20 protein-coding genes and 1 riboswitch are annotated in these 21210 nt (G+C 69.7%); of the genes, 13 read left to right on the top strand and 7 right to left on the bottom strand.

Annotated elements, in window-relative coordinates; all coding sequences use genetic code 11:
- The first annotated feature begins 111 nt into the window (after positions 1-111).
- The 6 genes from AB0B90_RS06040 (at position 112) to AB0B90_RS06015 (ending at position 3360) form a co-directional block, all read left to right on the top strand.
- Positions 112-558 carry a hypothetical protein gene (locus tag AB0B90_RS06040; RefSeq protein WP_350947644.1) on the top strand — a complete coding sequence of 149 codons (447 nt, stop codon included), beginning with the start codon at positions 112-114 and terminating at the stop codon, positions 556-558.
- A complete protein-coding gene (locus tag AB0B90_RS06035; RefSeq protein ID WP_362899472.1) occupies positions 555-743 on the top strand; it encodes a hypothetical protein in 189 nt (62 codons plus the stop codon). The genes AB0B90_RS06040 and AB0B90_RS06035 overlap by 4 nt, the downstream gene beginning before the upstream one ends.
- Positions 740-1465, top strand: a complete 726-nt coding sequence (locus AB0B90_RS06030) for an Asp23/Gls24 family envelope stress response protein (protein WP_362921061.1) — start codon at positions 740-742, stop codon at positions 1463-1465. The genes AB0B90_RS06035 and AB0B90_RS06030 overlap by 4 nt, the downstream gene beginning before the upstream one ends.
- Complete coding sequence (locus AB0B90_RS06025) at positions 1465-2283, top strand: DUF6286 domain-containing protein (RefSeq protein ID WP_362921059.1); 819 nt, start codon at positions 1465-1467, stop codon at positions 2281-2283. Before AB0B90_RS06030 ends, AB0B90_RS06025 begins: the two co-directional genes overlap by 1 nt.
- Positions 2284-2288: 5 nt before the next feature.
- A complete protein-coding gene (locus tag AB0B90_RS06020) occupies positions 2289-2876 on the top strand; it encodes a hypothetical protein (RefSeq protein WP_350947640.1) in 588 nt (195 codons plus the stop codon).
- 61 nt (positions 2877-2937) lie between these two features.
- Positions 2938-3360 carry an antibiotic biosynthesis monooxygenase gene (locus tag AB0B90_RS06015; protein ID WP_350947639.1) on the top strand — a complete coding sequence of 141 codons (423 nt, stop codon included), beginning with the start codon at positions 2938-2940 and terminating at the stop codon, positions 3358-3360.
- A gap of 184 nt (positions 3361-3544) precedes the next feature.
- On the opposite strand, the gene AB0B90_RS06010 is transcribed toward AB0B90_RS06015, so the two are convergent.
- Complete coding sequence (locus tag AB0B90_RS06010) at positions 3545-4141, bottom strand: HD domain-containing protein (RefSeq protein WP_350947638.1); 597 nt, start codon at positions 4139-4141, stop codon at positions 3545-3547.
- 364 nt (positions 4142-4505) lie between these two features.
- Here AB0B90_RS06010 and AB0B90_RS06005 point away from each other — a divergent pair, with 364 nt between their 5' ends.
- Positions 4506-6185, top strand: coding sequence for a heparinase II/III family protein (locus AB0B90_RS06005; RefSeq protein WP_362921056.1), 1680 nt, complete (start codon positions 4506-4508; stop codon positions 6183-6185).
- 181 nt (positions 6186-6366) lie between these two features.
- Here AB0B90_RS06005 and cimA read toward each other — a convergent pair whose 3' ends face one another.
- Positions 6367-7941 carry a citramalate synthase gene (cimA, locus tag AB0B90_RS06000; protein WP_350947636.1) on the bottom strand — a complete coding sequence of 525 codons (1575 nt, stop codon included), beginning with the start codon at positions 7939-7941 and terminating at the stop codon, positions 6367-6369.
- A 289-nt stretch (positions 7942-8230) separates the two neighbouring features.
- On the opposite strand from cimA, the gene AB0B90_RS05995 reads away from it, so the two are divergent.
- On the top strand, positions 8231-8884 hold the full coding sequence (locus AB0B90_RS05995) for an O-methyltransferase (protein ID WP_350947635.1): 654 nt from the start codon (positions 8231-8233) through the stop codon (positions 8882-8884).
- A gap of 102 nt (positions 8885-8986) precedes the next feature.
- A complete protein-coding gene (locus tag AB0B90_RS05990) occupies positions 8987-9577 on the top strand; it encodes a Uma2 family endonuclease (protein ID WP_350947634.1) in 591 nt (196 codons plus the stop codon).
- 266 nt (positions 9578-9843) lie between these two features.
- Here AB0B90_RS05990 and AB0B90_RS05985 read toward each other — a convergent pair whose 3' ends face one another.
- Together AB0B90_RS05985 and AB0B90_RS05980 are read right to left on the bottom strand one after the other, a co-directional pair.
- Positions 9844-10938 carry a branched-chain amino acid aminotransferase gene (locus tag AB0B90_RS05985; protein ID WP_350947633.1) on the bottom strand — a complete coding sequence of 365 codons (1095 nt, stop codon included), beginning with the start codon at positions 10936-10938 and terminating at the stop codon, positions 9844-9846.
- 173 nt (positions 10939-11111) lie between these two features.
- Positions 11112-12158: a 3-isopropylmalate dehydrogenase gene (locus tag AB0B90_RS05980; RefSeq protein WP_350947632.1), complete on the bottom strand. Its 1047-nt coding sequence runs from the start codon at positions 12156-12158 to the stop codon at positions 11112-11114.
- A 155-nt stretch (positions 12159-12313) separates the two neighbouring features.
- Positions 12314-12532: riboswitch (cyclic di-AMP (ydaO/yuaA leader) on the top strand.
- On the opposite strand from AB0B90_RS05980, the gene AB0B90_RS05975 reads away from it, so the two are divergent.
- On the top strand, positions 12520-13128 hold the full coding sequence (locus tag AB0B90_RS05975) for a C40 family peptidase (protein ID WP_362921052.1): 609 nt from the start codon (positions 12520-12522) through the stop codon (positions 13126-13128). Its footprint overlaps the riboswitch before it by 13 nt.
- A gap of 606 nt (positions 13129-13734) precedes the next feature.
- Here the strand turns inward: AB0B90_RS05975 and serA are convergent.
- Positions 13735-15324, bottom strand: a complete 1590-nt coding sequence (gene serA / locus AB0B90_RS05970) for a phosphoglycerate dehydrogenase (protein WP_350947630.1) — start codon at positions 15322-15324, stop codon at positions 13735-13737.
- Between the two features lie 284 nt (positions 15325-15608).
- Here serA and AB0B90_RS05965 point away from each other — a divergent pair, with 284 nt between their 5' ends.
- Together AB0B90_RS05965 and AB0B90_RS05960 are read left to right on the top strand one after the other, a co-directional pair.
- Positions 15609-16463 (top strand): hypothetical protein, encoded by an 855-nt coding sequence (locus AB0B90_RS05965; protein ID WP_350947629.1) that lies wholly within the window; start codon positions 15609-15611, stop codon positions 16461-16463.
- A gap of 274 nt (positions 16464-16737) precedes the next feature.
- Positions 16738-17283, top strand: coding sequence for a DUF1707 and FHA domain-containing protein (locus AB0B90_RS05960; RefSeq protein WP_362921051.1), 546 nt, complete (start codon positions 16738-16740; stop codon positions 17281-17283).
- Between the two features lie 154 nt (positions 17284-17437).
- Here AB0B90_RS05960 and AB0B90_RS05955 read toward each other — a convergent pair whose 3' ends face one another.
- Positions 17438-18808, bottom strand: coding sequence for an MFS transporter (locus AB0B90_RS05955; protein WP_362921049.1), 1371 nt, complete (start codon positions 18806-18808; stop codon positions 17438-17440).
- Positions 18809-19176: 368 nt separating this feature from the next.
- Here AB0B90_RS05955 and AB0B90_RS05950 point away from each other — a divergent pair, with 368 nt between their 5' ends.
- Positions 19177-20070: a CAP domain-containing protein gene (locus AB0B90_RS05950; protein WP_362921047.1), complete on the top strand. Its 894-nt coding sequence runs from the start codon at positions 19177-19179 to the stop codon at positions 20068-20070.
- A gap of 146 nt (positions 20071-20216) precedes the next feature.
- On the opposite strand, the gene ilvC is transcribed toward AB0B90_RS05950, so the two are convergent.
- On the bottom strand, positions 20217-21197 hold the full coding sequence (gene ilvC, locus AB0B90_RS05945) for a ketol-acid reductoisomerase (RefSeq protein ID WP_350947649.1): 981 nt from the start codon (positions 21195-21197) through the stop codon (positions 20217-20219).
- Positions 21198-21210 lie beyond the last annotated feature (13 nt).

Raw genomic sequence — 21210 nt, 5'->3', positions numbered from 1 at the left:
CGCGGGCCGGAGGATCCCGCACACAGACCGGAGGCGCGTGAACCGGAGGCCCCCAGAGAGGCACACGGACCGGAGGCGCGAAGACCGGGCATCCCGACACCCGCGACGGCCATGCCGGCTCACCGGCCCGAGGATCCGTCCCGCAGGCCGCCTGCCATACCCCGGCAGAAGGCCGCGCCCACACGCAGGCCGGAGGCCCCGGCCCGCGAGACGGCCGGTCAGGGCCGGGAGGCCACGAGCCCGCCGCGCGGGGCGGTCGCCACCCGTGAGCAGGAGGCGCCGGCCCGCGAGACGGCCGGCCTCGCCCACCGGATCGCCGAGGCAGTCCTGCGCTGCCCCGACGTCGCGGATCTGTCGGGCGGGCCGTTCGGGACCGTGGCGACCTATCTGCCCGGCGAACGGTTCCCGGGTGTCGCGCTGCGCGAGAACGAGGTGGAGGTCTCGGTCGTCGTCAGGCTGGGACGCCCGATTCCGGAGATCGCCGACGCGGTGCGAGCGGCGGTCGCCCCGATGGTGGGCGACCGGCCGGTAAACGTCCATATCGGAGGTTTGACATGAGCAGTTTCCCAGTGTGGTCCGTAGTCGGCATGATCGTCGGTGTCCTTCTGGGCTTCGCCGCGGCCTTCGGCGGCCTCGGCGCGTTCCTGCTGGTGCTCGTACTGGGCGCCGTCGGACTCCTCATCGGTCGCTTCGTGGAGACCGGAGAGGTCGACCTCTCCCGGCTGGCGGCGAGACGGCGATGAACACCCCCGTCGAGCACCGGCCCGCGTCCTCGGGAACGACCGCGCCGCCCGCGGGGCGAGAGGATCCCGTTCCCGGCGAAACCGGGCGGTCCGGGCTGCCCGCCGTGCCCGCCCAGCCGTCATGGCGGGGCGTACCGGCCGAGCGGCGCGGCAGGACCGAGATATCCGACCAGGTGGTGTCGCGCATCGCGGCCCACGCGGCCGGAGAGGTGCCACGGGTACGGGAGGTCGGCGAGTGGAAGCCGCTGTTCTTTCGCGGCGGCACCCACGCCACCCTCGACGCCGATCTCGCGACGCTCCAGATCGACGTGACGGTCGAGTATCCGGCCCCGATCCGTGAGGTGGCCGAGGAGGTCAGGCGTCACGTCGCCGAACGGGTCATGACCCTCACCGGCAAGGACGTCGGCCACATCGACGTCAACGTCACCGGCGTGGCTCCCGCCCGCGGCGACCGCGAGACCTCGCGGGTCCCGGACGCCGTACCGGCCGGAGAGAACCCGCGGGAGCGCTCACCGGAACGCTCGCCGGAGAACCTGGAGAACCCGGAGAGCCCGCAGGAGCCACCGCTGGAACGCTCGGCGGAGAACCCGGAGAATCCGGCGCGCGACACCGGGCAGGCCGCCGCCGGCCCTTCGGGAGGGAATGCGACGCCCGTCGACGATCCCGTCGACGATCCCACCTCGGACACCGAGGACATCGTCCCGCTACGTGAGGAGCGATGATGGCCAGGCAGGTACCCGACCCGGCGGAGCCGGTCCCCGGCGCGGAACCGACCGGCGAGACGCCCCCGCCCCGTGCGCGACCGGCCGTACCGCCGGAGTACGACACCGGCACACCACGGGCCTACGGCGACGCGGAACCCACCACATCACCGGCGTACGGCACCACCGAACCCACCACACCGGCGTACGGCACCACCATGCCGGCCGCGCCGATGTACGGCGCGACGGAACCGGCGCCTCCGACGTACGGCACGGTGGCGAAGAACTCCTCCGCGGACCGCGCGGCGATCAGGGCCTTCCGCCCGCGCCGGGTGCTCCCCTCGGTCATCACGGCCGTCCTGATGACCGTGATCGGCCTCCTCCTCGCGCTGGAGGTCGTCTCCGCGCTGCTGGGCCGCCCACTCCGCCTGGTGCCGTACGACCGGATCCTGGCCTGGGCGACGTCGACACCGTGGAGCGACCCGCGAATGATGGCGGGCGCGGGCCTGGTCGGCCTGCTCGGCCTGCTGCTGGTGCTGCTCGCGATCATCCCCGGGAGGCCCACGCTGATCCCGGTGAGGACCGGGGACAAGGATCTGGTCATCGGCATGCAGCGCCGGGGCTTCGCCCGGTCGCTGGCTCACGCGGCCGAACAGGTGCAGGGGATCGAGCATGCCCGGGTACGGCTGCACGGGAAGGCCGTGCACGTCGCGGCCGACAGCGGCATGCGGGACACCCGCGGGCTGGCCGACGCCGTACGGGAGGCCGTGAACATGCGGATCACCGCGCTCTCCCCCGTCTGGAAGTATCCCGTCCACGTGCATCTGCGAGAGAAGTGAGCCTCATGGACGACAAGACCGCCCGGGGTAACCGGTTGGGACTGCTGATCGTGGGACTGGCGCTGATGGTCCTCAGTGCCCTCGCGATCGCACGGGGCGCGGGAGCGTTTCCGCGGACGGTGGCCCCCGCGGACAGCCCGCTCGTGGACAGCCTGGTACGCCAGCCGTTCGCCACCTACGACCCGTGGATGTGGTGGCTGATCGCGGCGGCGGGCATCGTGCTCGCACTGTTCGGCCTGCACTGGCTGTTCGCGCAGGGACGCCGCGGGAAGCTGGGCGGCATGCGGCTGGACGGCGGTCCCGGCGGGGTGACCGAGGTCGACACGGGCAGCGTGACCGACGCGGCGGCCGCCGAGGCGGGCACGCACCCCGCGATCATCAACGCCACCGCCGCCATGGTCGGTACGAGCGAGCACCCGGCCGTACGAATGCGGATGACGGTCGCCGAGGACGCGCCGATGAGCGCGGTCCGCGAGCAGCTGGGCGGGGTGGTCATCCCGCACATGCGCCAGGCCCTGGAGACCGAGCACATGCCCACCGTCGCCCGGGTGAGCCTGGAGAACGCGCCGCGCCGCTCAAGGACCGTCGTCTGACCCACGTGACGGAGCGCCGATCATAGAGTGATCGGCGAAACCAACGCTTCGAGGAGACGATGTGCCTTCGGTCGTGAAGATAAACGTGCTGACGGTGCCCGAGGAGATGCGCGAGCAGCTGGAACGCCGCTTCTCCGGGCGGGCGGGGATCGTCGAGTCCGCGGACGGATTCGAGTGGTTCGAGCTGCTTCGCCCCGTGGACGGTGGCGACCGGTACCTGGTCTACACCCGCTGGCGCTCCGAGGAGGACTTCAAACGCTGGACCGAGAGCCAGGCCTTCCAGCGGGGCCACGCCCAGGCCGCCGCCGAGGCGGGCGAGGGAGCGGGGCAGGGCGACGCCCCCGGCACGGCCCAGGGACACGGGCACGGCCAGGGCGCGGGTCCGGCCCAGGGACACGGCCACGGGCAGGGGCCGGCCGCCACCGGAGCCGAGCTGTGGTCCTTCGAGGTCGTCCAGAGCACCGGTCCCGCACCGGGAGCCTGACGGGGGGCGAGGAGGACTCCCGGCGGGGAGTCCTCAGCGGTCCCCTCGGACGGTTCGGGGCGCCCCTGACCGGCCCGAGTCCGGAGCACCTCAGCGGTTCGGGCGAAGAAGCCCTCCGGCCGCCCTTGAACCGGAAGTTCTTCAGCGGCTCGGACGGGGGACTCAGGGGACCGGCGGGGAGTCCTCAGTGGTCAAGGGGGTTGGCGGCGATGCGCTCGGCGACCCCCGCGCGGACGAATCGCCCGGCCAGGCTGTCCGGCTTGCGCGCGGCCTGGTCGACGAAGCACGCGGTGAACTCCGGGCCGATGCCCAGCCGGGGGTGGCGTTCCAGCACCTCGGCGCGGAGCTCCGCGGGGAAGTTCTCCACTCCCCGCCCGGAGATGTCGAGCCCGGTGGACAGTTCGAGAAGATGTCCCTCGGGGTCCTGCTCGGGGTCGACCTTGTCCCACATGTGGCGTACGACGATCTCCGACGCGCGTACGCGGCGCTCCACGGGCCACCCCGCCCCGGCGGCGAAGACCCACGCGACGTGGCCCCCCGCCTCCTCGAACGGCACGGTGTGGCTGTCGAACTCCCTCACGAGGCCGATGTCGTGCATCATCGAGGCGACGTACAGCAGTTCGTCGTCGAAGGCGATGCCGTTCATCGCGCCGTAGGCCGCCGCCCACAGGTAGGCGCGGACGGAGTGGTTGAGCAGGGCGGGCGAACAGTAGGCGGTCGCCACCTCCAGCGCGCCACGTGCGGCCGGTGTGCCGGGGATGACGATGTCGGCGAGTCTCATGCCCCGAGCCTGCCGAAACGCGAGGACCCGCGCGAGTGGTCGCAGGGCCATCGACCGATGGAATCACGCCACGGTACGAGTGTGGGTTCACCGCCCGTACCGTGAGGGTGAGGAGCGGCGCAGGCGACACCGGACGCGGCGCGGCGACACGAGCGGCACCGACCGCACCGACCGCACCGACCGCACCGACCGCACCGACCGGCCAACGCTGTGACCTCTGTGAATCGCGTGACGGCTGTGAGGAAACTGGGAGACCCGCATCTAGTTGCTAACGATGTTCCGGAAGCGACCACCCCAGCTTGACCGGTTTGGTGGGATTCGGAAGCATGATCCACCTCCCCCGTTCGGCCCGGAAGGAACTGGCGTGCGCCGCCGCACACAAGCACTCGCTCTCTCCCTCATCCTCCTGATGACCTGCGGCGTCACAGCCGGTACCGCGGAGGCGAGGGAGGCGAAACGCACCACCGAGTGCCAGGGCGACTGGCTCCCCGCCACCCCGACGGGGGCGGACATCATGAACGGCGAGCTCGCCTTTCTCGCCCTGGACCCGGTGAAGATCGGCAAGGACGTCAACTGGCGTACCGATCCCTACCGCAACCGCTCGTGGAGCATGGTCTTCCACTCGCTGCGCTGGATGGGCCGTCTCGTCGCCGACTACGAGACGAACGGCAACGAGGCCTACCTGGCGCGGGCCGTCGAGATCGCGAAGGACTGGGTGGCGGACAACCCCCGCGGCGGCGCGAAGACCAGCCCGTACGCCTGGCAGGAGCACCCGATCGCGCTGCGCGCCCCCGCCCTGGTCTGCCTCAGCAAGCACGTCGGCGGGTCGTGGCTCTCCGGCAGCCTGGCCGAGCACGCGAAGATGCTCTCCGACCCCAGGCTGTACGAGAAGGGCCACAACCACGGGATCGACCAGGACATCGCACTGCTCGGCATCGGCTGCCGCTACGGCCGTGACCAGTGGTCCAGCCTCGCGATCAGGCGGCTCACCGAGACCGTGAAGCTCGACGTCGACTCCCAGGGCGCGCTGCGCGAGCAGGCCCCGCGCTACGCGCTCTACGTCTACGACCGCCTGAAGGTCGCGATGGACGACATCAGGGCCTGCAAGCGGAAGGTGCCCGCCGACATCTCCAGGCGCTGGAAGTCGCTGGAGGACTTCATCTCCCACTCCACCCAGCCCGACGGGTTCATGGTCCCGATCGGTGACGGCGGCGCGGACGTGCGGCCGGTCGGCTACAGCCACCCGAAGCAGGCCGTACGGGTGTTCCGGGGCGGCTACGTCTACGGGCGCACCGCCTGGGACAAGCCCGAGTCGGCGTTCTACTCCATCCGCTTCGGGCCCGGCATGAAGTATCACGGCCACGAGGACCACCTGGGCGTGACCTACTACGCCCAGGGCCGTAACGTCCTGGTCGACGCCGGCTTCGACTCCTACGAGAACAGCGGCTACCGCCACTGGACGATGTCCCCCGAGGCCCACAACACCTCGATGGTGGCCGGGGCGAGATTCCGCGGCAAGACCGCCACCGCGCTGAGCAGGTCCTCGATCGGCTCCGACCGGCAGAGTTACCGGCTCACCGACAGGGCCTACGGCGTGCCCAGGACCCGCTCGGTGCTCGTCAACCACCGCGAGGACGTGATGGCCGTGCTGGACACGGTTCCCAAGGGCTCGAAGGTCCGCAACATCTGGCACTTCTCCCACGAACTGTCCACCGTCTCCAGCAGCGGCGGCCAGGTCGTGGTGAAGGACAAGACGGGCTGGAAGGCGACGCTCGTCCAGGTCTCGATGCCGTCCTGCAAGCCGGTCTCGGGACTGAAGGTGGTCCAGGGTCAGAAGAACCCCTACCAGGGCTGGGTCTCCTCCTCCTACCTGCTGAAGCACCCCGCCCCCGCGGTCGTCTCGCCCGCCTCGGGCGACGCCGTGCTGACCGTGGTGGTGCCCGGCACAGGCAGTCCGTCGCTCTCCTGCTCGGGCGGCAAGGTCAGCCTGGAGACCGCTGAGGGCCAGGTGAGCTTCCGCGTGCGCGGCGCCGACCTCTCCTGACGGTCTCCCCCGCCCGAGAAGAGTCCTCTCCGGCGGCCTTCCCGCCGAGCCTGACGGCTCTCCTCGCCGGAGACGACACGGGCGGGTGCCTCCCGGCACCCGCCCGTTCACCGTGGGAAGGTCTCCCGGCGGCCCTTTCCCGACAGCGCCCGCCGCCCCCAGGGCTGTGGCGGGGCGGCTGTCAGACGGCGTGGCCCGCGCGCAGGAGCCCGAAGGTCACCGCCTGCTCAAGCGCCTGCCAGGAGGCCTCGATGATGTTCTCGTCGACGCCGACCGTGGACCACTCCCCGGCCGCGTCGCTGGAGGTGATCAGCACGCGCGTGACGGCGTCGGTGCCGTGCGTACCCTCCAGGATCCGCACCTTGAAGTCGATCAGCTCGACCCCCGCCAGCTCGGGGTAGAGCCGCTCAAGGCCCAGCCGCACGGCCCGGTCGAGGGCGTTGACCGGGCCGTTGCCCTCACCGGTGGCGATGATCCGCTCCCCCTTGGCGTGCAGCTTCACGGTGGCCTCGCTCACGACCTCGCCGCCTCGCGCCCGCTCGACGATCACCCTCCAGGACTCGACCTGGAAGTGGCGCCTGCTCTCGCCCGCGACGGTGTCGCGCAACAGGAGCTCGAAGGAGGCGTCGGCGGCCTCGAAGGTGTAGCCCTTCGACTCCATCTCCTTGACCCGGTTCACCAGCTCCCGTGAGGTGTCGGAGGACAGCTCGTAACCCAGCTCGCGCCCCTTGAGCTCGACCGAGGCGCGCCCGGCCATGTCGGAGACGAGCATGCGCATGTCGTTGCCGACCTCGGCGGGGTCGATGTGCTGGTAGAGGTTGGGATCGACCTTGATCGCGCTGGCGTGCAGCCCGGCCTTGTGCGCGAAGGCGGAGACGCCCACGTAGGGAGCGTGGGAGTTGGGGGTGACGTTGGTGACCTCGGTGATCGCGTGGGCGATCCTGGTCATGTCGGCCAGCGCCTCCTTCGGCACGAGGTCGAATCCCCGCTTGAGCTGCAGGTTCGCCACCACGGTGAAGAGGTTGGCGTTGCCCGACCGCTCGCCGTAGCCGTTGGCGCAGCCCTGCACGTGGGTGGCGCCCGCCTTGACCGCGGCCAGCGAGTTGGCGACCGCGCAGCCGGTGTCGTCGTGGCAGTGGATGCCGATCCTCGCCGACGTCCCGACGGCCGCGTGCACCACCTCGGCCAGCTCGTCGGGGAGCATGCCCCCGTTGGTGTCGCACAGCGCGATGACCGAGGCTCCCGCCTCGGCGGCGGTGCGCAGGACCTCCAGCGCGTAGTCGGGGTTGGACTTGTAACCGTCGAAGAAGTGTTCCGCGTCGAGGAAGACTCTCTGGCCCTCCGCACGAAGGTGGGAGACCGTGTCGCGGATCATCGCGAGGTTCTCCTGAAGGGTCGTGCGGAGGGCCAGCTCCACGTGCCGGTCGTGACTCTTGGCGACAAGGGTTACGACCGGCGCGCCGGATTCGCGCAGCGCGGCCACCAATGGGTCGTCGGCTGCCTTCACACCTGCCCGGCGGGTCGCGCCGAACGCGGCGAGCTGCGCGTGCTTCAGGTCGAGCTCTGTTTGAGCGCGCCTGAAGAATTCCGTGTCCTTGGGGTTGGCTCCCGGCCAGCCTCCCTCGATGAAGCCGACGCCCAGACCGTCCAGGTGACGCGCGATGGCCAGTTTGTCGGCCACCGTGAGGTTGAGCCCCTCCTGCTGGGCACCGTCACGGAGAGTCGTGTCGTACACGTGGAAACGATCGTCGGCCATGTCAATCTCCTTCGCGGTTCGATGATTCGCCGCGCGCTCGTTCGGCTTCTGGAAACAAAAATGACCCCTCACGGACGTGAGAGGTCTGCGCGCCGGCGGTGTCCCTTTTCAGCCGGCGCGCCTGCCGATAATGAGCAGACCGTAGAACATGATGCTTCGGAGTCTGCCACACGCCGACACCATCTGACACATCGATCTCAGGATCCGAGATCCGCGGCGTGCCCGAACGGCCCGGGACACGGCCTGGAATCACCCCCGTCGCCGTCCGGCACCGGCGAGAATGGGCCCCATGAAGGCGACTTATCTCGACCCCACCGTGGGGCAGTATCTGCTCGCGCACACCAGCCAGCCCGACGACGTCCTCGACGCCCTCGCCGTCGAGACCCGCGAGCTGACCGGCGACAACGCGTCCATGCAGATCTCCCCCGACCAGGGGCGTTTCCTTACCATGATCGCCCAGCTCTGCGGCGCCAGGAACGCGGTGGAGGTGGGCACCTTCACCGGCTACTCCTCCATCTGCCTCGCCAGAGGGCTCGCTCCCGGCGGCGGGCTCACCTGCTTCGACGTGAGCGAGGAGTGGACGGCGGTCGCCCGGAGTTACTGGGAGAAAGCGCAGGTCGCCGACCGCATCGAGCTGAGGATCGGGCCCGCGGCCGAGCGGCTGCGCGAGCTTCCCGAACACCCGGCCGTCGACCTGGCGTTCATCGACGCCGACAAGGTCAACTATCCCGTCTACTACGAGATCCTCATGTCGCGCCTGGCCCCCGGCGGGGTGATCCTCGTCGACAACACCCTGTGGAGCGGGCACGTCGCCGACCCCACCAGGGACGACGAGACCGTGCGGCACATCCGCGAGTTCAACGACATGGTGAGCGCCGACGAGCGGGTCACCTCGATCATGCTTCCCATCGCCGACGGCCTCACCATGATTCGAAAGCACTGACGAAAACTTTCCCGAATCGCGGGCGAAGGAAAACCTTTCCGATTACTGTAAGCGATGTGACAAACACGTTGCGCCCACCCGCGCGGAGGGAAGGATGACCTCATGGCCAAGACCCTGGAACGCCGCGAGGCGAAGCCCGTGTCCACCAACCATCAGGAGCTCGAAGCGCACTACCAGAGGACCTGCGACCAGTGGCCCGACCGTAAGGTCGAGATCATCAACGGCCGGATCGTGGTGAGGGAGTTGCCCACACTCAACCACGCCAAGAGCATCCTGCAGTTGTTGATCCAGCTCATCCCGTTCGCCACGGAACAGGGCTGGCATCCCGTATACGACGTCAAGCTCTTCCTGGGCGTCCAGAAAGATCGTTATCGGCCCGATCTCCTTGTCCTGCCGAAGTCTCCCCGCATGTGGGACGAGGAGAACGTCTATGCGGAGGAGACGCTGCTCGTCGTGGAGGTGGTCTCCCCCAGTAGTCGGAGCGACGACCACGTCACCAAACCGGAAAACTGCGCGATCGCCGGGGTTCCGCTCTATCTGGTGATCGACGCCACCCAGAATCTCGCCCGGCTCCTCAGCCATCCCGGGGAGAGGGGCTACCAGCGGCAACACCAGGTGACCCTTGGAGAGCCCCTTGAGCTCCCCGCTCCCTGGAACCTCACGATCGACACCGGCAAGCTGACCGAAGGGTAGGCCCACTCGGCGGGAGGCCCGGCCGGGGCGGGAGGCCGGAGCCCCCGCCGAGCCGGGGGTCCCCGGACGCCTCGACCGGGCCTCTCCCGCACGGGATCGGCCCTGCACTCCGCGCGCGACCTCGATCAACCTGAAGTGATCACTCGTCGCACCGGATCGGACACGGCCGCTCACCCGCGACGACACGACGCGTGTGGAAAACGGGGGCAACGGATCGTGTGGACCCAGCCATACGCTCCGTCGCCCTCGACGGCGGTGGAAGGTGCTCAGCAGATCTTGTGGACCCAGCTGTGCGGGTCGGGACGGGTCCCGTACTGGATCCCCACGAGCTCCTCGCGGATCTTCGAGGTGACGGGCCCCTGGGTGCCGTCGCCGATCGTCCAGGCGCGGTCGGCGCCCTTGACCGAGCCGACCGGGGTGACGACCGCGGCGGTGCCGCAGGCGAAGACCTCGGTGAGCTCGCCCGTCTCGCAGCCCTGCTGCCACTCCTCGACCGACAGGCGCCCCTCCTCGGCCTGGAGGCCGAGGTCGGAGGCGAGGGAGAGGATCGAGTCACGGGTGATGCCGGGCAGGAGGGTGCCGGTGAGCGCCGGGGTGAGCAGGCGGTCTCCGTAGACGAAGAACAGGTTCATCCCGCCCATCTCCTCGACGTAGCGGTGCTCGCCCGCATCCAGCCAGACCACCTGGTCACAGCCCTGCTCGACGGCCTGGCGCTGGGCGACGAAGGCCGCCGCGTAGTTGCCGCCGCACTTGGCGAAGCCGGTGCCGCCGGGGGCCGCGCGGGTGTACTCGGTGGAGAGCCAGACCGTCACGGCCTGCCCGCCTCCGAAGTAGGCCGCCGCCGGAGAGGCGATGACCATGTACTTGTAGCTCCTGGACGGGTAGTTGACGCCGAGCGCCGGCTGCGTGGCGATCATGAAGGGGCGCAGATAGAGGCTGTGCCCCGGCGTGGTCGGGACCCACTCGCGGTCGGTCTGGACGAGCAGCTCCAGCGACTCGACGAACGTCTCCTCGGGCAGTTCGGGCATGGCCATCCGCAGCGCGGAGCTGTTGAAGCGGGCGGCGTTCGCCTCCGGCCGGAAGGCCACGATCGCGCCGTTCTCCTGGCGGTAGGCCTTGAGCCCTTCGAAAAGCTCCTGCGCGTAGTGGAAGACCGACGTCGCGGGGTCGAGGCTGAGCGGGCCGTACGGCATGAGCCTGGCGTCGTGCCAGCCCTCACCCTCGGTGTAGTCGATCGAGATCATGTGGTCGGTGAAGACCTGACCGAACCCGGGACTCGCCATTACCTGCTCGCGCTCTGCCGCGGTGCGAGCGTGGTCGGAGAGCTGCACGTCGAAGCTGAGCTTCTGAGCGGTGGTCATCGCACGGATCCTTCTCTTGAGGTCTGGCTTACCCTTGGGTCCATTCTGCGTCGGACCGGGTAACGGGAAACTACTCCATCCATGCCGAAAACCGGCAGTGCTGGAGAAACAAAAACGCGCCTGGCGGCTCAGGTGAGCCGCCAGGCGCGTCGGGGTCGAGGGAGGCGGCTTCCTCAGCCGGCTACTCGGGCGGTGATGTCGTCGCCGATCTCGTGGGTGGTCCGGCCGGCCCGGCCGGCCGTCCGCTCGACCAGGTCGTCGGCGACGGCCTGCTCGACCCTGGTGGCCTCGGCGGCCATACCGAGGTGGTCGAGGAGCATGGCGACCGACAGGATCGTGGCGGTCGGGTCGGCCTTGCCCTGGCCCGCGATGTCGGGGGCGCTGCCGTGAACCGGCTCGAACATGCTCGGCGCGGTGCGGTCGGGGTTGACGTTGCCGCTCGCCGCCAGACCGATGCCGCCGGCGATCGCCGCGCCGATGTCGGTGAGGATGTCACCGAAGAGGTTGTCGGTGACGATCACGTCGAAGCGCTCCGGCTGGCTGACGAAGAACATCGAGGCCGCGTCGACGTGGCAGTAGTCGGTCTGGACCTCGGGATATTCCAGGCCGACGCGGTCGAAGGTGCGGGCCCAGAGGTCGCCGGCGTAGGTGAGCACGTTGGTCTTGTGGACCAGCGTCAGCTTTTTGCGGGGGCGGCCGAGCGCCTTGTCGAAGGCGTAACGCACGACGCGCTCGACGCCGTAGGCGGTGTTCAGCGACTCCTGGGTGGCGATCTCGTGCGGCGTGCCCCTGCGCATGACGCCACCCGCTCCGGCGTACGGGCCCTCGGTGCCCTCGCGGACGACGATCATGTCGATGTCCTCGGGGCGGGATCCGCCCAGCGGCGTCTCGACGCCGGGGAAGAGCTTGACCGGGCGCAGGTTCACGTAGTGGTCGAGCTGGAAGCGGAGCTTGAGCAGCAGGTCGCGCTCCAGGATGCCCGGGGGCACGCTGGGGTCGCCGACCGCGCCGAGCAGGATCGCGTCGTATCCGCGCAGTTCGTCGAGGACCGGGTCCGGCAGGGTCTCGCCGGTTTCGTGGTAGCGCTTGGCGCCGAGGTCGTAGGTGGTGGTCTCCACCTTCGTACCGACCGCTTCGAGGACCTTCAGCCCTTCGGCGACGACCTCGACTCCGATTCCGTCCCCGGGGATGACCGCCAGGCGAATGTTACGCGAATCCATGCAGGCACCTTACCGGTCCGTCTCGGCGATTGAACACCGGTCTCATTCTGCGGACGTGTTCGCACGACAGACCCTCTGATCGTTTTGTCCTTTTTTGCTCCCTATTGACCGTTTAGGGAGGTTTCGTTATGGTCCTCCCATTCACATCACTGCCTAATCCGTACGGGCCATCCCCTTACCGGGCCCGCACGGAGCCGGGGAACCACTCTTTACGGGATCTACCGCACCCCCGAGAACACCGCCCCTCCCCCGGAGCGCGTTCCCGGTCGTCATCAGGCGGATCCCTTGGGGCGAATCAGCGCGTTCTCGCGCCGTAGGGCGGCCTCCACGCCCGAGCCCGACAGCTCACCCGGCCGGCCTTATGGAAGGAATCATCCTGTCCGGCACAGTTCTCCCCCGCGTCCTGTCCATCTCCGCCTCCCTGATCCTCGCCGGCGCCGCGGTGTGCGCGACCTCGACCGCCGCCCTGGCCGCCTCCCCGCCCCCCGCCCCCGGACCCGCGGCGCTCAAAACCCCCACGCTGAAGGAAACGCTGAAGGCGATGGACGTCAGGCCCGCCTGGCAGAAGGCCGTGCAGTGGGCCATGTCCAAGCGCGGAACGCCCTACGTCTGGGGCGGCACCGGCAACGGCGGCTTCGACTGCTCCGGCCTGATGCTCCGCGCCTACGGCGCCGCCGGGATCAAACTCCCCCGCGTCACCTACGACCAGTACGCCGCCTTCTCCAAGAAGATCGCCTGGAAGGACCTCAGAGCCGGTGACCTGGCCTTCTTCAGCGGCCTCGGCCACGTCGGCATGATCACAAAGCCCGGCTACATGGTTCACGCCCCGCAAAGCGGCGACGTCGTCAAGGAGGAGAAGCTCAGCTCCTGGCGCCGCGCCTCCTTCGTCGGCGCGGTCCGCCCCGACCCGCAGGGGGTCCAGCTCGCCAAGCGGGTCGAGCTCGCGATCGAAGTCGTGCCCGGCGGATGAGACACGCCGGCGGATCGCCGCCGGGAGGCCGTGGAGGCCCCGGTGGCGGCGAGAACGGGTTCAGCGGGTGGGGGCACCACCGTTGTCCCTGCGGTCCAGAGCGGTCTGGAGCGCGTCGGTGGCCTCGTCCTCTGTCTCCTCGGGACGGTTCCAGGGATACATGTCGTACATGGCGAATCTCGTCTCGGTCGCACGCGAGCAAGGAAGGTGGTCAAGTCTCCGGTCGGGACTCCGACCAGGCCTGATGTCGAGGGTCCGGATCACGGACCGGCGACGGGGGCTTGGAGCCGGCAAGCGCCACAACACCGCGGCGAGTCGCCGGCCTGCCCCTGTCAGGCCTCGCCGCGGCAGGTAGGAATTACGAGAACCTGGCGCATTTCATTCCAGGCTACCTGCCCACGGAAACGCCGTCTCGCCCGGCGTACACACTTCTCACATGCTGAGACGAGATGTGGCCGCCGCCCCGGTCATCGGGGCGGCGGCCACATCGGTGGACCACGGCCGTGTTTCCCGTACGTCCCCCGATCGGTCCTGGGTGATCGCATGTCGTCCTGGATCGGGAAGGGCCACCGACCCGCGACGACGCGGCACGCGCGGGAAACGGGGCTAGTCGGCCAGGTCGGCCGAGCGGCCGCTGTCGGCGCCGATCTCCGCGCCGATCTGGTCGATCACCTCGGCCGGGATCGCGGTGTCGACGGTGAGGGCGATCAGCGCCTTGCCGCCCTTGGCGTCCCGGGCCACCTGCATCGAGGCGATGTTGATCGAGTGGTCGCCGAGAATACGGCCGACCACGCCGACGATGCCGGGACGGTCGGTGTAGGTGAAGAACGACAGGTGGTCGGTGGGCTCGATCTCCATCTGGTAGCCGTTGACCTCGACGATCTTCGTGATCTGCCTCGGCCCGGACAGGGTGCCGGAGACCGAGACCGTGCGGCCGTCGGCGAGGACGCCGCGGACCGTCACGACGTTGCGCCAGTCGGGGCTCTCGGAGCTGGTGACCAGCTCGACCGACACCCCCCGGTCCTTGGCCAGCAGCGGGGCGTTGACGTAGGTGACCGAGTCCTCGACCACGTCGGTGAAGACGCCCTTGAGCGCGGCCAGCTCCAGCACGCGGACGTCGTGGGAGGCGATCTCACCGCGCACCTCGACGTCGAGCTTGGTGGCGACCTCGCCCGCGAGGGCGGTGAACACCCGGCCGAGCTTCTCGGCGAGCGGCAGACCCGGCTTGACGTCCTCGGCGACGGCACCGCCCTGGACGTTGACCGCGTCCGGCACGAACTCCCCGGCGAGGGCGAGCTTCACGCTGCGCGCGACCTGGGTGCCCGCCTTCTCCTGGGCCTCGTGGGTGGAGGCGCCCAGGTGCGGGGTGACGACGACCTGGTCGAGCTCGAAGAGCGGGCTGTCGGTGACCGGCTCCTTGGGGAACACGTCGATGCCGGCGCCGGCGACGCGGCCCTCCTTGATCGCGGAGTAGAGGGCGTTCTCGTCGATGATGCCGCCCCGGGCGACGTTGATGAGGCGCACGTTCGGCTTGACCGCGTGGAGCTCCCTGTCACCGATGAGACCGATGGTCTCCTTGGACTTGGGCAGGTGCACCGTGATGAAGTCGGCCTCGCTCAGGGCCTCCTCGAGCGAGACCAGCCGGACGCCCATCTGCGCGGCGCGGGCCGGCTGCAGGTAGGGGTCGTAGGCGATCAGTTCGACGCCGAACGGCTGGAGGCGCTGCGCGACCAGCTGGCCGATCTTGCCGAGGCCGAGGATCGCGACGACCTTCTCGTCGAGCTCCACCCCGGTGTACTTCGAGCGCTTCCACTCGCCGCCCTTGAGCGCGGAGTGCGCCTGGGCGACGTTGCGTGCGGAGGCGAGGATGAGGGCGACGGTGTGCTCGGCGGCGCTGGTGATGTTGGAGGTCGGCGCGTTGACGACCATGACACCGGCCTTGGTGGCGGCCTCCACATCGACGTTGTCCAGGCCGACGCCCGCGCGGGCGACGACGCGGAGCCTGGGAGCGTTGGCGATCGCCTCGGCGTCGACCTGCGTGGCGCTGCGCACGATGAGCGCGTCCACGTCGGCGAGGGCGGGCAGGAACTGGGCGCGGTCGGCGCCGTCGGTGTGGCGGACTTCGAAGTCCGCGCCCAGAACCGCGAGACCAGCCTCGGAAAGTTCCTCAGCGACCAGTACGACGGGCTTGTTCACAGGCTGGATCCTTACTAGACGGTGAGGGGTGCACGGACCTCACGTAGTCTATCGGCGCTTGTGAACGCGTTCACGAGTGTCCCGCGATCCGAGACGCTTCGCGCCGCCGGGAAACCCCTCGGAGAGGCTCCGGAGACGGGTGGGACGTGAGGGGATCTCGCGACCCACGAGGCGATTACCCGTCCTTGACAGATCTCATGCACCAAAATTCAAGTTGGTCTTGATCCCAAGAAAACTTCGCTATTACCCTGATAAGCCGTGGTCCACTACCTATCGTTCCTCATATGAGCATCGGGAACCCCGCTCTCGGCAACGTACTCGCGCAGCACGGCGACCCGCACCGGCTGCTCGCGGCGCTGGCCGAATGGGGACTCCTGGTTGCCGTGCGACCCGACCGCTCCGTCGTGCTCGGCACGACCCAGGCCGGTGATCGTGTCCTGCTCGGATACACCTCGGCGGACACCTACGCGCGGCACCGCGGCAGCCACTCGCTGTCGGCGTGCGACGCCGACACCATCCTCGACATCCAGCGCGTCACCGGCGTGCGGGAGATCGTGATCGACGCGGCGGGTCCGGCGGCCGCGGCCGTGCCGATCGAGGACCTCCAGCGCTACCTGCTCTCGACGCGCAGCGGCCCCACGCCCGCGCTGTCGAGCGCGGCGCCGACGGCGTACGCGACCGGGGCGATGGCCACGGTCTCGCGTCCCGCGCCCGCGCGCCCGCAGAGAACGCCGGTGCCGGCAGCGCCCTCCCAGCCGTGGATCCCGGCGCCCCGCCCGCACCTGTCGGGCCCGATGCAGATGGTGGACCCGGGATACCGCCGGTGCGACCACCCGATCCTGCCCGCGCTGCGTGCCGCGATCTCACACCTGCTCGTCGACTACCCGCTCGTCCACCACGTGTGGATCTCCGAGGCCAGTACCTCCTCGGGCGCCCCGGGGATCATGCTGCACGTGAAGGTCCACATGTCGGCGGCCGAGGACGTGGTCAGGGACATCCATCGCGGGGTGCGCGCCAGGTTGCCACAGCTCGCCGCGAGCGAGGCGCCGATCCTGATGGCGAGGGTCGCCGACGCGCGCAGCGAGCAGCGGATGGTCGAGCTGGGCGCCCACGTGGTCTGCGCCGACGTCACCGACTGAGGAACCATCCGGCCGGGCGCGCGATGATCCCGTCCGGCCCCGTCTCCCGCGCCCGAGCATCCCGCCACCGGTTGGCGGGAGCTCGATCCTGCCGCCCCTTGCCTTCCCGCGCCCGGGTGTCGGCAGAGGGCCGATCCTGCCCTCACTCTGTCTCCCCGGGGACCAGTGCCGGAGACCTCGTCCCAGGGATATCGGCTCGTATACGTGGTAGGCGTGGCCGCAAGAGATCTGCATATTCTGGACAGGCTCCGCCCTCGGGGCCGATACTCGGAGGATGAGCTCGACGCATCCCCCGGCCCGTGCCTCCGACGGGGACCGTGATCGCGCGATCAACGAGCTGCGCGACCGTGCCGTCGAGGGGCATCTGTCGCACGACACCTTCCTCGGCCGCGTCGACATGGCTCTGCGCGCACGCAATCAGGGCGAGCTCGACAATCTGGTCGCCGATCTGCCGCAACGCGGCCGGTTTCGCCGGATGGTCACCGAGGCCGTCGCCTCGGCCTCCGACTTCACCAAGCGGGTGGAGTCGGCCTGGCGGCGCCCGCGGCTGCCCCGGCTCGCGCTGCCCGGCGACGGCAGGACCCGCTACGTGGTGGGCCGGGGGTCGTCCTGCGATCTGGTCCTCGCCGACCTGACCGTCTCCCGGGTGCACGCCGAGCTCCGCCGCGACGAGGAGGGCTGGGTCCTCGTCGACCTCGGCTCACTGAACGGCACCCGCCTGAACGACTGGCGCCTGGTCGGCCCGGCCAAGGTCCGGCCGGGCGACGTCGTCTCCTTCGGCGACTGCGGCTTCCTGATGATCACTCCTCAGGTGCTCTGACCGGACGTGTCGCGGCCGACCCGAGATTGATCTGTCTCAGGCCCGCGTCCGGGCCGTTCCGAGCCTCGCACCGCGTCCCCGGGCCCGTGCCTCCGACGGGATCCGTGCGCGGGCTCCGGGCGGGCTTTGGCTGGGCTTTGGCTGGGGAGTCCTCTCAGCCCTCCTGAACCCCGGCCGCTCCGGCTTCCTGGGCCTCCTTGATCTTCGCCGCCGTCAGGGTGTAGCGCATGGTCAGCAGGATGCTGAGCCCCATCAGGATCGCGGGCAGCAGCGTCGAGCCGTACAGTGCCGCCGTGGTCGCCGACTCGGGCTGGGCGACCGGTGTGGAGGGGTCGGACTCGACGAATCCGGTCGCGCCCAGCAGCCAGCCGAGCACGAGCGCGCCGAACGCGAAGACCACGGTCTCGGCGGCCGTCCAGAGCCCGGTGAACACCCCGGCCCTGCGCTTGCCGGTGACCAGGGCGTCGTGGACGATCACGTCGGAGAGCATCGAGAACTGCAGCAGCTGCAACCCGGCGTAGCCGACGCCGACGAGGAACACGCACGCGTGCGCGTACGCCCAGCCGAGCGGGCCGGCGAAGGCCATCCCGACGGCGCCCACCATGAACAGCGCCGACGCCAGGAGCATCGCGCCGCGCTTGTCGTAACGCTTGGACAGCCGGACCCAGAGCGGCATGGTGATCAGCAACGGACCGACGAGGCACAGGAAGAGCGTGGTGGTCGCCGCCGGGTCGCCCAGCGTGTAGGTGGCGAAGTACGGCGCTCCGGCGAGCATGGCTCCGGCGGCGAACATCTGGGCGCAGCTCAGGCCGAGCAGCACCATGAACGTCGTGTTCGAGCGGGCGGCGGCGAACTGGGCGGCGATCGACGGCTCCGTCTCGGCCCGCGCGACCATCGGGGCGCGGGCCGTGCCGAAGAAGGAGCCGAGCATCGACAGCAGCAGCACGGCACCGATGACCAGCCCCATGGTCCGGTAGCCGGATGCCTCGGTGCCCGCGATCACCGGCGCGACCGCCCCGGAGAGCAGGATCCCCAGGCCGACGAAGACCATCTTCCACTGCAGCAGCGAGGAACGCTCGTGGTAGTCGTCGGTCATCTCCGCGGGCATCGCCTTGTAGGGGACCTCGTAGAAGGCGTAGGCCGTCGCGGTGAGGAAGTAGAAGAAGGCGACGTACAGGGCGGCGGGCAGGCCGGTGAGCGGGGGGCCCGCGAAGGTGAGGGCGAACGTCACCGGCAGGGTGACCGCGCCCAGGAGCAGCCAGGGACGGCGGGCGCCGAAGCGGGAGACCGTCCGGTCGGAGCGCTGGCCCACCCAGGGGTTGATGAACATGTCCCAGAGCTTGGGCAGGAAGACCACGATGCCGGCGATCCACGCGGGAACCGCGAGCACGTTCGTCATGTAGAACAGCAGCAGCAATCCGGGGACCGTGGAGAAGGTCGCGGTGCAGATCGAGCCGACACCGTAGCCGACGCGCACGCCGCGCGACACGGTGACGACGGCCGGTGAGGGCGCCGGGGAGACCATGCCACATTCAATCGCAGCGAGTGTGCGTCCGGTAGGCCCCGGAACCTCGTGATCGCCGGAAGATGAGAATATTTCGGCTCCTGTCGGGCCGGGAGAGCCCGGCGACGGAGCCGCCGTCCGGCCCGGGCGCCCCCGCGGGACCGCCTCCCTTCATGCGGCATATATCCAGCTCAGGTGGCCCATAGAGGGAAATTTCATCTCTCGGGCGTCCCTGACGCCGACCGGAGCACCACCGGCCCCAGACGCCTATGCGATCACTCTGGTTTACCTGGGACTCACAGTAAATGTCCGGAATTTGCTGACAAGACGGATCTGTCACCGACAGAATGCGGGGGCCATCCAGCGTCTAACCAACCGGAGGAACCGACATGCGCAGACCGCTAGGGGCGGCACTGCTCTGCCTCGGGAGTCTGGCGGCCATCAGCACGCCGATCGCCACGGCTCACGCCGCGTCCGCTCCGCAGGCCGAGTGCCGCGTGTACGCCGCCAAGCCGTACGTCACCGCGGCGGGACGGATCCAGGCCTCCGCCGCGCGGCTCGGCTGCGACGACACCGCCCTGGTCCGCATCCGCGTCAAGCGCGCCGTTCCCGGGGCCGACCCGATCGTGAAGAGCGCGTCCCGGAAGGGCACCAACGGACGGGTGACGGTGAGACTGCGCTGCGCTCCCGGCGTCTACTACGCCGTCGTCACCGACTACCGGGGAAACAGCGGCCGCTCCAAGCCCGTCAGGCTCGGCTGCTCCCCCACCGACACCCCGGCCCCCACCCCCGCGCCGACCACTACCACCACCCCCAGGCCGACCCCGACCCCGTCGGCCAGCGCCACCCCCACCAAGCCCACCCCCACCCCCAGCTCCACTCCCAGCTCCGCACCGGGATCCTCCCTGTCCGAGGAAGTGGTGCGCCTTACCAACGTCGAGCGGCAGAAGGGCGGCTGTGGCCCGCTCATCTCCGACCCGCAGCTGCGTTCGGCCGCGCAGGGCCACTCGGACGACATGGCGGCCAAGAACTACTTCAGCCACACCTCGCAGGACGGCCGTGACATGACCGCCCGGATCAGGGCGAGCGGGTTCAGCCCGATGCGCGCCTGGGCCGAGAACATCGCGATGGGCCAGCGCACCCCGGCCGACGTGGTCACCGCCTGGATGAACAGCTCCGGGCACCGGGCCAACATCATGAACTGCGCCTACACCCACCTCGGCGTGGGCGTGGCGAACAGCTCCCGGGGCATCTACTGGACCCAGAACTTCGCCAAGCACTAGGAATCAGGCACAACCGGACCGCGAGGCACCCGGTGTGAAACGGCCCGTGCCCCTGGTGACGAGAACTCGTCACCAGGGGCACGGGCCGCTGCTTTCGGCTCGGCGTTCACGTGAGCGCCGTCACATGAACGCCGTCATCCGAACCTCTACTTGAGCCAGCTCATCATCGGGCGGAGCTTGGCGCCGGTCTTCTCGATCGGGTGCTCGGCCAGCTCGTCGCGGTAGGCGGTGAACTTCTTCTGGCCGCCGTCGAACTCGTCCACCAGCTCCTTGGTGAACTCGCCGGACTGGATCTCGGCGAGGATGCGCTGCATCTCCTTCTTCGTCTCCTGCGTCACGATGCGCGGGCCGCGGGAGTAGCCGCCGTACTCGGCGGTGTCGGAGACCGACCAGTACATCTTGTGGATGCCGCCCTCGTACATCAGGTCGACGATCAGCTTCATCTCGTGCAGGCACTCGAAGTAGGCGACCTCGGGCTGGTAGCCCGCCTCGATCAGGGTCTCGAAACCGACCTTGATCAGCTCGGAGACGCCGCCGCACAGCACGGCCTGCTCACCGAACAGGTCGGTCTCGGTCTCCTCCTTGAAGGTCGTCTTCAGCGCGCCGGCGCGGGTGCCGCCGATGCCCTTGGCGTACGACAGGGCGAGGTCCAGGGCGTTGCCGCTCGCGTCCTTCTCGACCGCGACGAGACACGGCACGCCGCGGCCCGCCGTGTACTGGCGGCGTACCAGGTGGCCGGGGCCCTTGGGAGCGACCATGGCCACGTCCACGCCCTCGGGCGCCTCGATGAGGCCGTAGCGGATGTTGAGGCCGTGCCCGAAGAAGAGCGCGTCGCCCTCGACGAGGTTCGGGGCCACGTGGTCGGCGTACAGGTGGCGCTGGATGTGGTCCGGCGCGAGGATCATGGTCAGGTCGGCCTCTTCGACGGCCTCCGAGGGAGTGAGCACGCGCAGGCCGTCGGCCTCCGCCTTCTCCCTGCTCTTGGAGCCCTCGGGCAGGCCGACCCGCACGTCCACGCCGGAGTCGCGCAGCGAGAGCGCGTGGGCGTGGCCCTGGCTGCCGTATCCCAGAACGGCGACGTGCCGGCCCTGGATGATCGACAGGTCGGCCTGGTCGTCGTAGAAGATCTCAGTCACTTGC

The sequence above is a fragment of the Streptosporangium sp. NPDC049078 genome (assembly GCF_040648855.1).
Classification (GTDB): domain Bacteria; phylum Actinomycetota; class Actinomycetes; order Streptosporangiales; family Streptosporangiaceae; genus Streptosporangium.
This window is presented reverse-complemented; position numbering and strand designations above follow the sequence as displayed.

What these genes read in the sequence shown, in the direction of transcription:
- AB0B90_RS06040 (WP_350947644.1), top strand. Translation starts at nt 112, where the DNA reads ATGCCGGCTCACCGGCCCGAGGATCCGTCCCGCAGGCCGCCTGCCATA.
- AB0B90_RS06035 (WP_362899472.1), top strand. Translation starts at nt 555, where the DNA reads ATGAGCAGTTTCCCAGTGTGGTCCGTAGTCGGCATGATCGTCGGTGTC.
- AB0B90_RS06030 (WP_362921061.1), top strand. Translation starts at nt 740, where the DNA reads ATGAACACCCCCGTCGAGCACCGGCCCGCGTCCTCGGGAACGACCGCG.
- AB0B90_RS06025 (WP_362921059.1), top strand. Translation starts at nt 1,465, where the DNA reads ATGGCCAGGCAGGTACCCGACCCGGCGGAGCCGGTCCCCGGCGCGGAA.
- AB0B90_RS06020 (WP_350947640.1), top strand. Translation starts at nt 2,289, where the DNA reads ATGGACGACAAGACCGCCCGGGGTAACCGGTTGGGACTGCTGATCGTG.
- AB0B90_RS06010 (WP_350947638.1), bottom strand. Translation starts at nt 4,141, where the DNA reads ATGAGACTCGCCGACATCGTCATCCCCGGCACACCGGCCGCACGTGGC.
- cimA (WP_350947636.1), bottom strand. Translation starts at nt 7,941, where the DNA reads ATGGCCGACGATCGTTTCCACGTGTACGACACGACTCTCCGTGACGGT.
- AB0B90_RS05995 (WP_350947635.1), top strand. Translation starts at nt 8,231, where the DNA reads ATGAAGGCGACTTATCTCGACCCCACCGTGGGGCAGTATCTGCTCGCG.
- AB0B90_RS05990 (WP_350947634.1), top strand. Translation starts at nt 8,987, where the DNA reads ATGGCCAAGACCCTGGAACGCCGCGAGGCGAAGCCCGTGTCCACCAAC.
- AB0B90_RS05985 (WP_350947633.1), bottom strand. Translation starts at nt 10,938, where the DNA reads ATGACCACCGCTCAGAAGCTCAGCTTCGACGTGCAGCTCTCCGACCAC.
- AB0B90_RS05980 (WP_350947632.1), bottom strand. Translation starts at nt 12,158, where the DNA reads ATGGATTCGCGTAACATTCGCCTGGCGGTCATCCCCGGGGACGGAATC.
- AB0B90_RS05975 (WP_362921052.1), top strand. Translation starts at nt 12,520, where the DNA reads ATGGAAGGAATCATCCTGTCCGGCACAGTTCTCCCCCGCGTCCTGTCC.
- AB0B90_RS05965 (WP_350947629.1), top strand. Translation starts at nt 15,609, where the DNA reads ATGAGCATCGGGAACCCCGCTCTCGGCAACGTACTCGCGCAGCACGGC.
- AB0B90_RS05960 (WP_362921051.1), top strand. Translation starts at nt 16,738, where the DNA reads ATGAGCTCGACGCATCCCCCGGCCCGTGCCTCCGACGGGGACCGTGAT.
- AB0B90_RS05955 (WP_362921049.1), bottom strand. Translation starts at nt 18,808, where the DNA reads ATGGTCTCCCCGGCGCCCTCACCGGCCGTCGTCACCGTGTCGCGCGGC.
- AB0B90_RS05950 (WP_362921047.1), top strand. Translation starts at nt 19,177, where the DNA reads ATGCGCAGACCGCTAGGGGCGGCACTGCTCTGCCTCGGGAGTCTGGCG.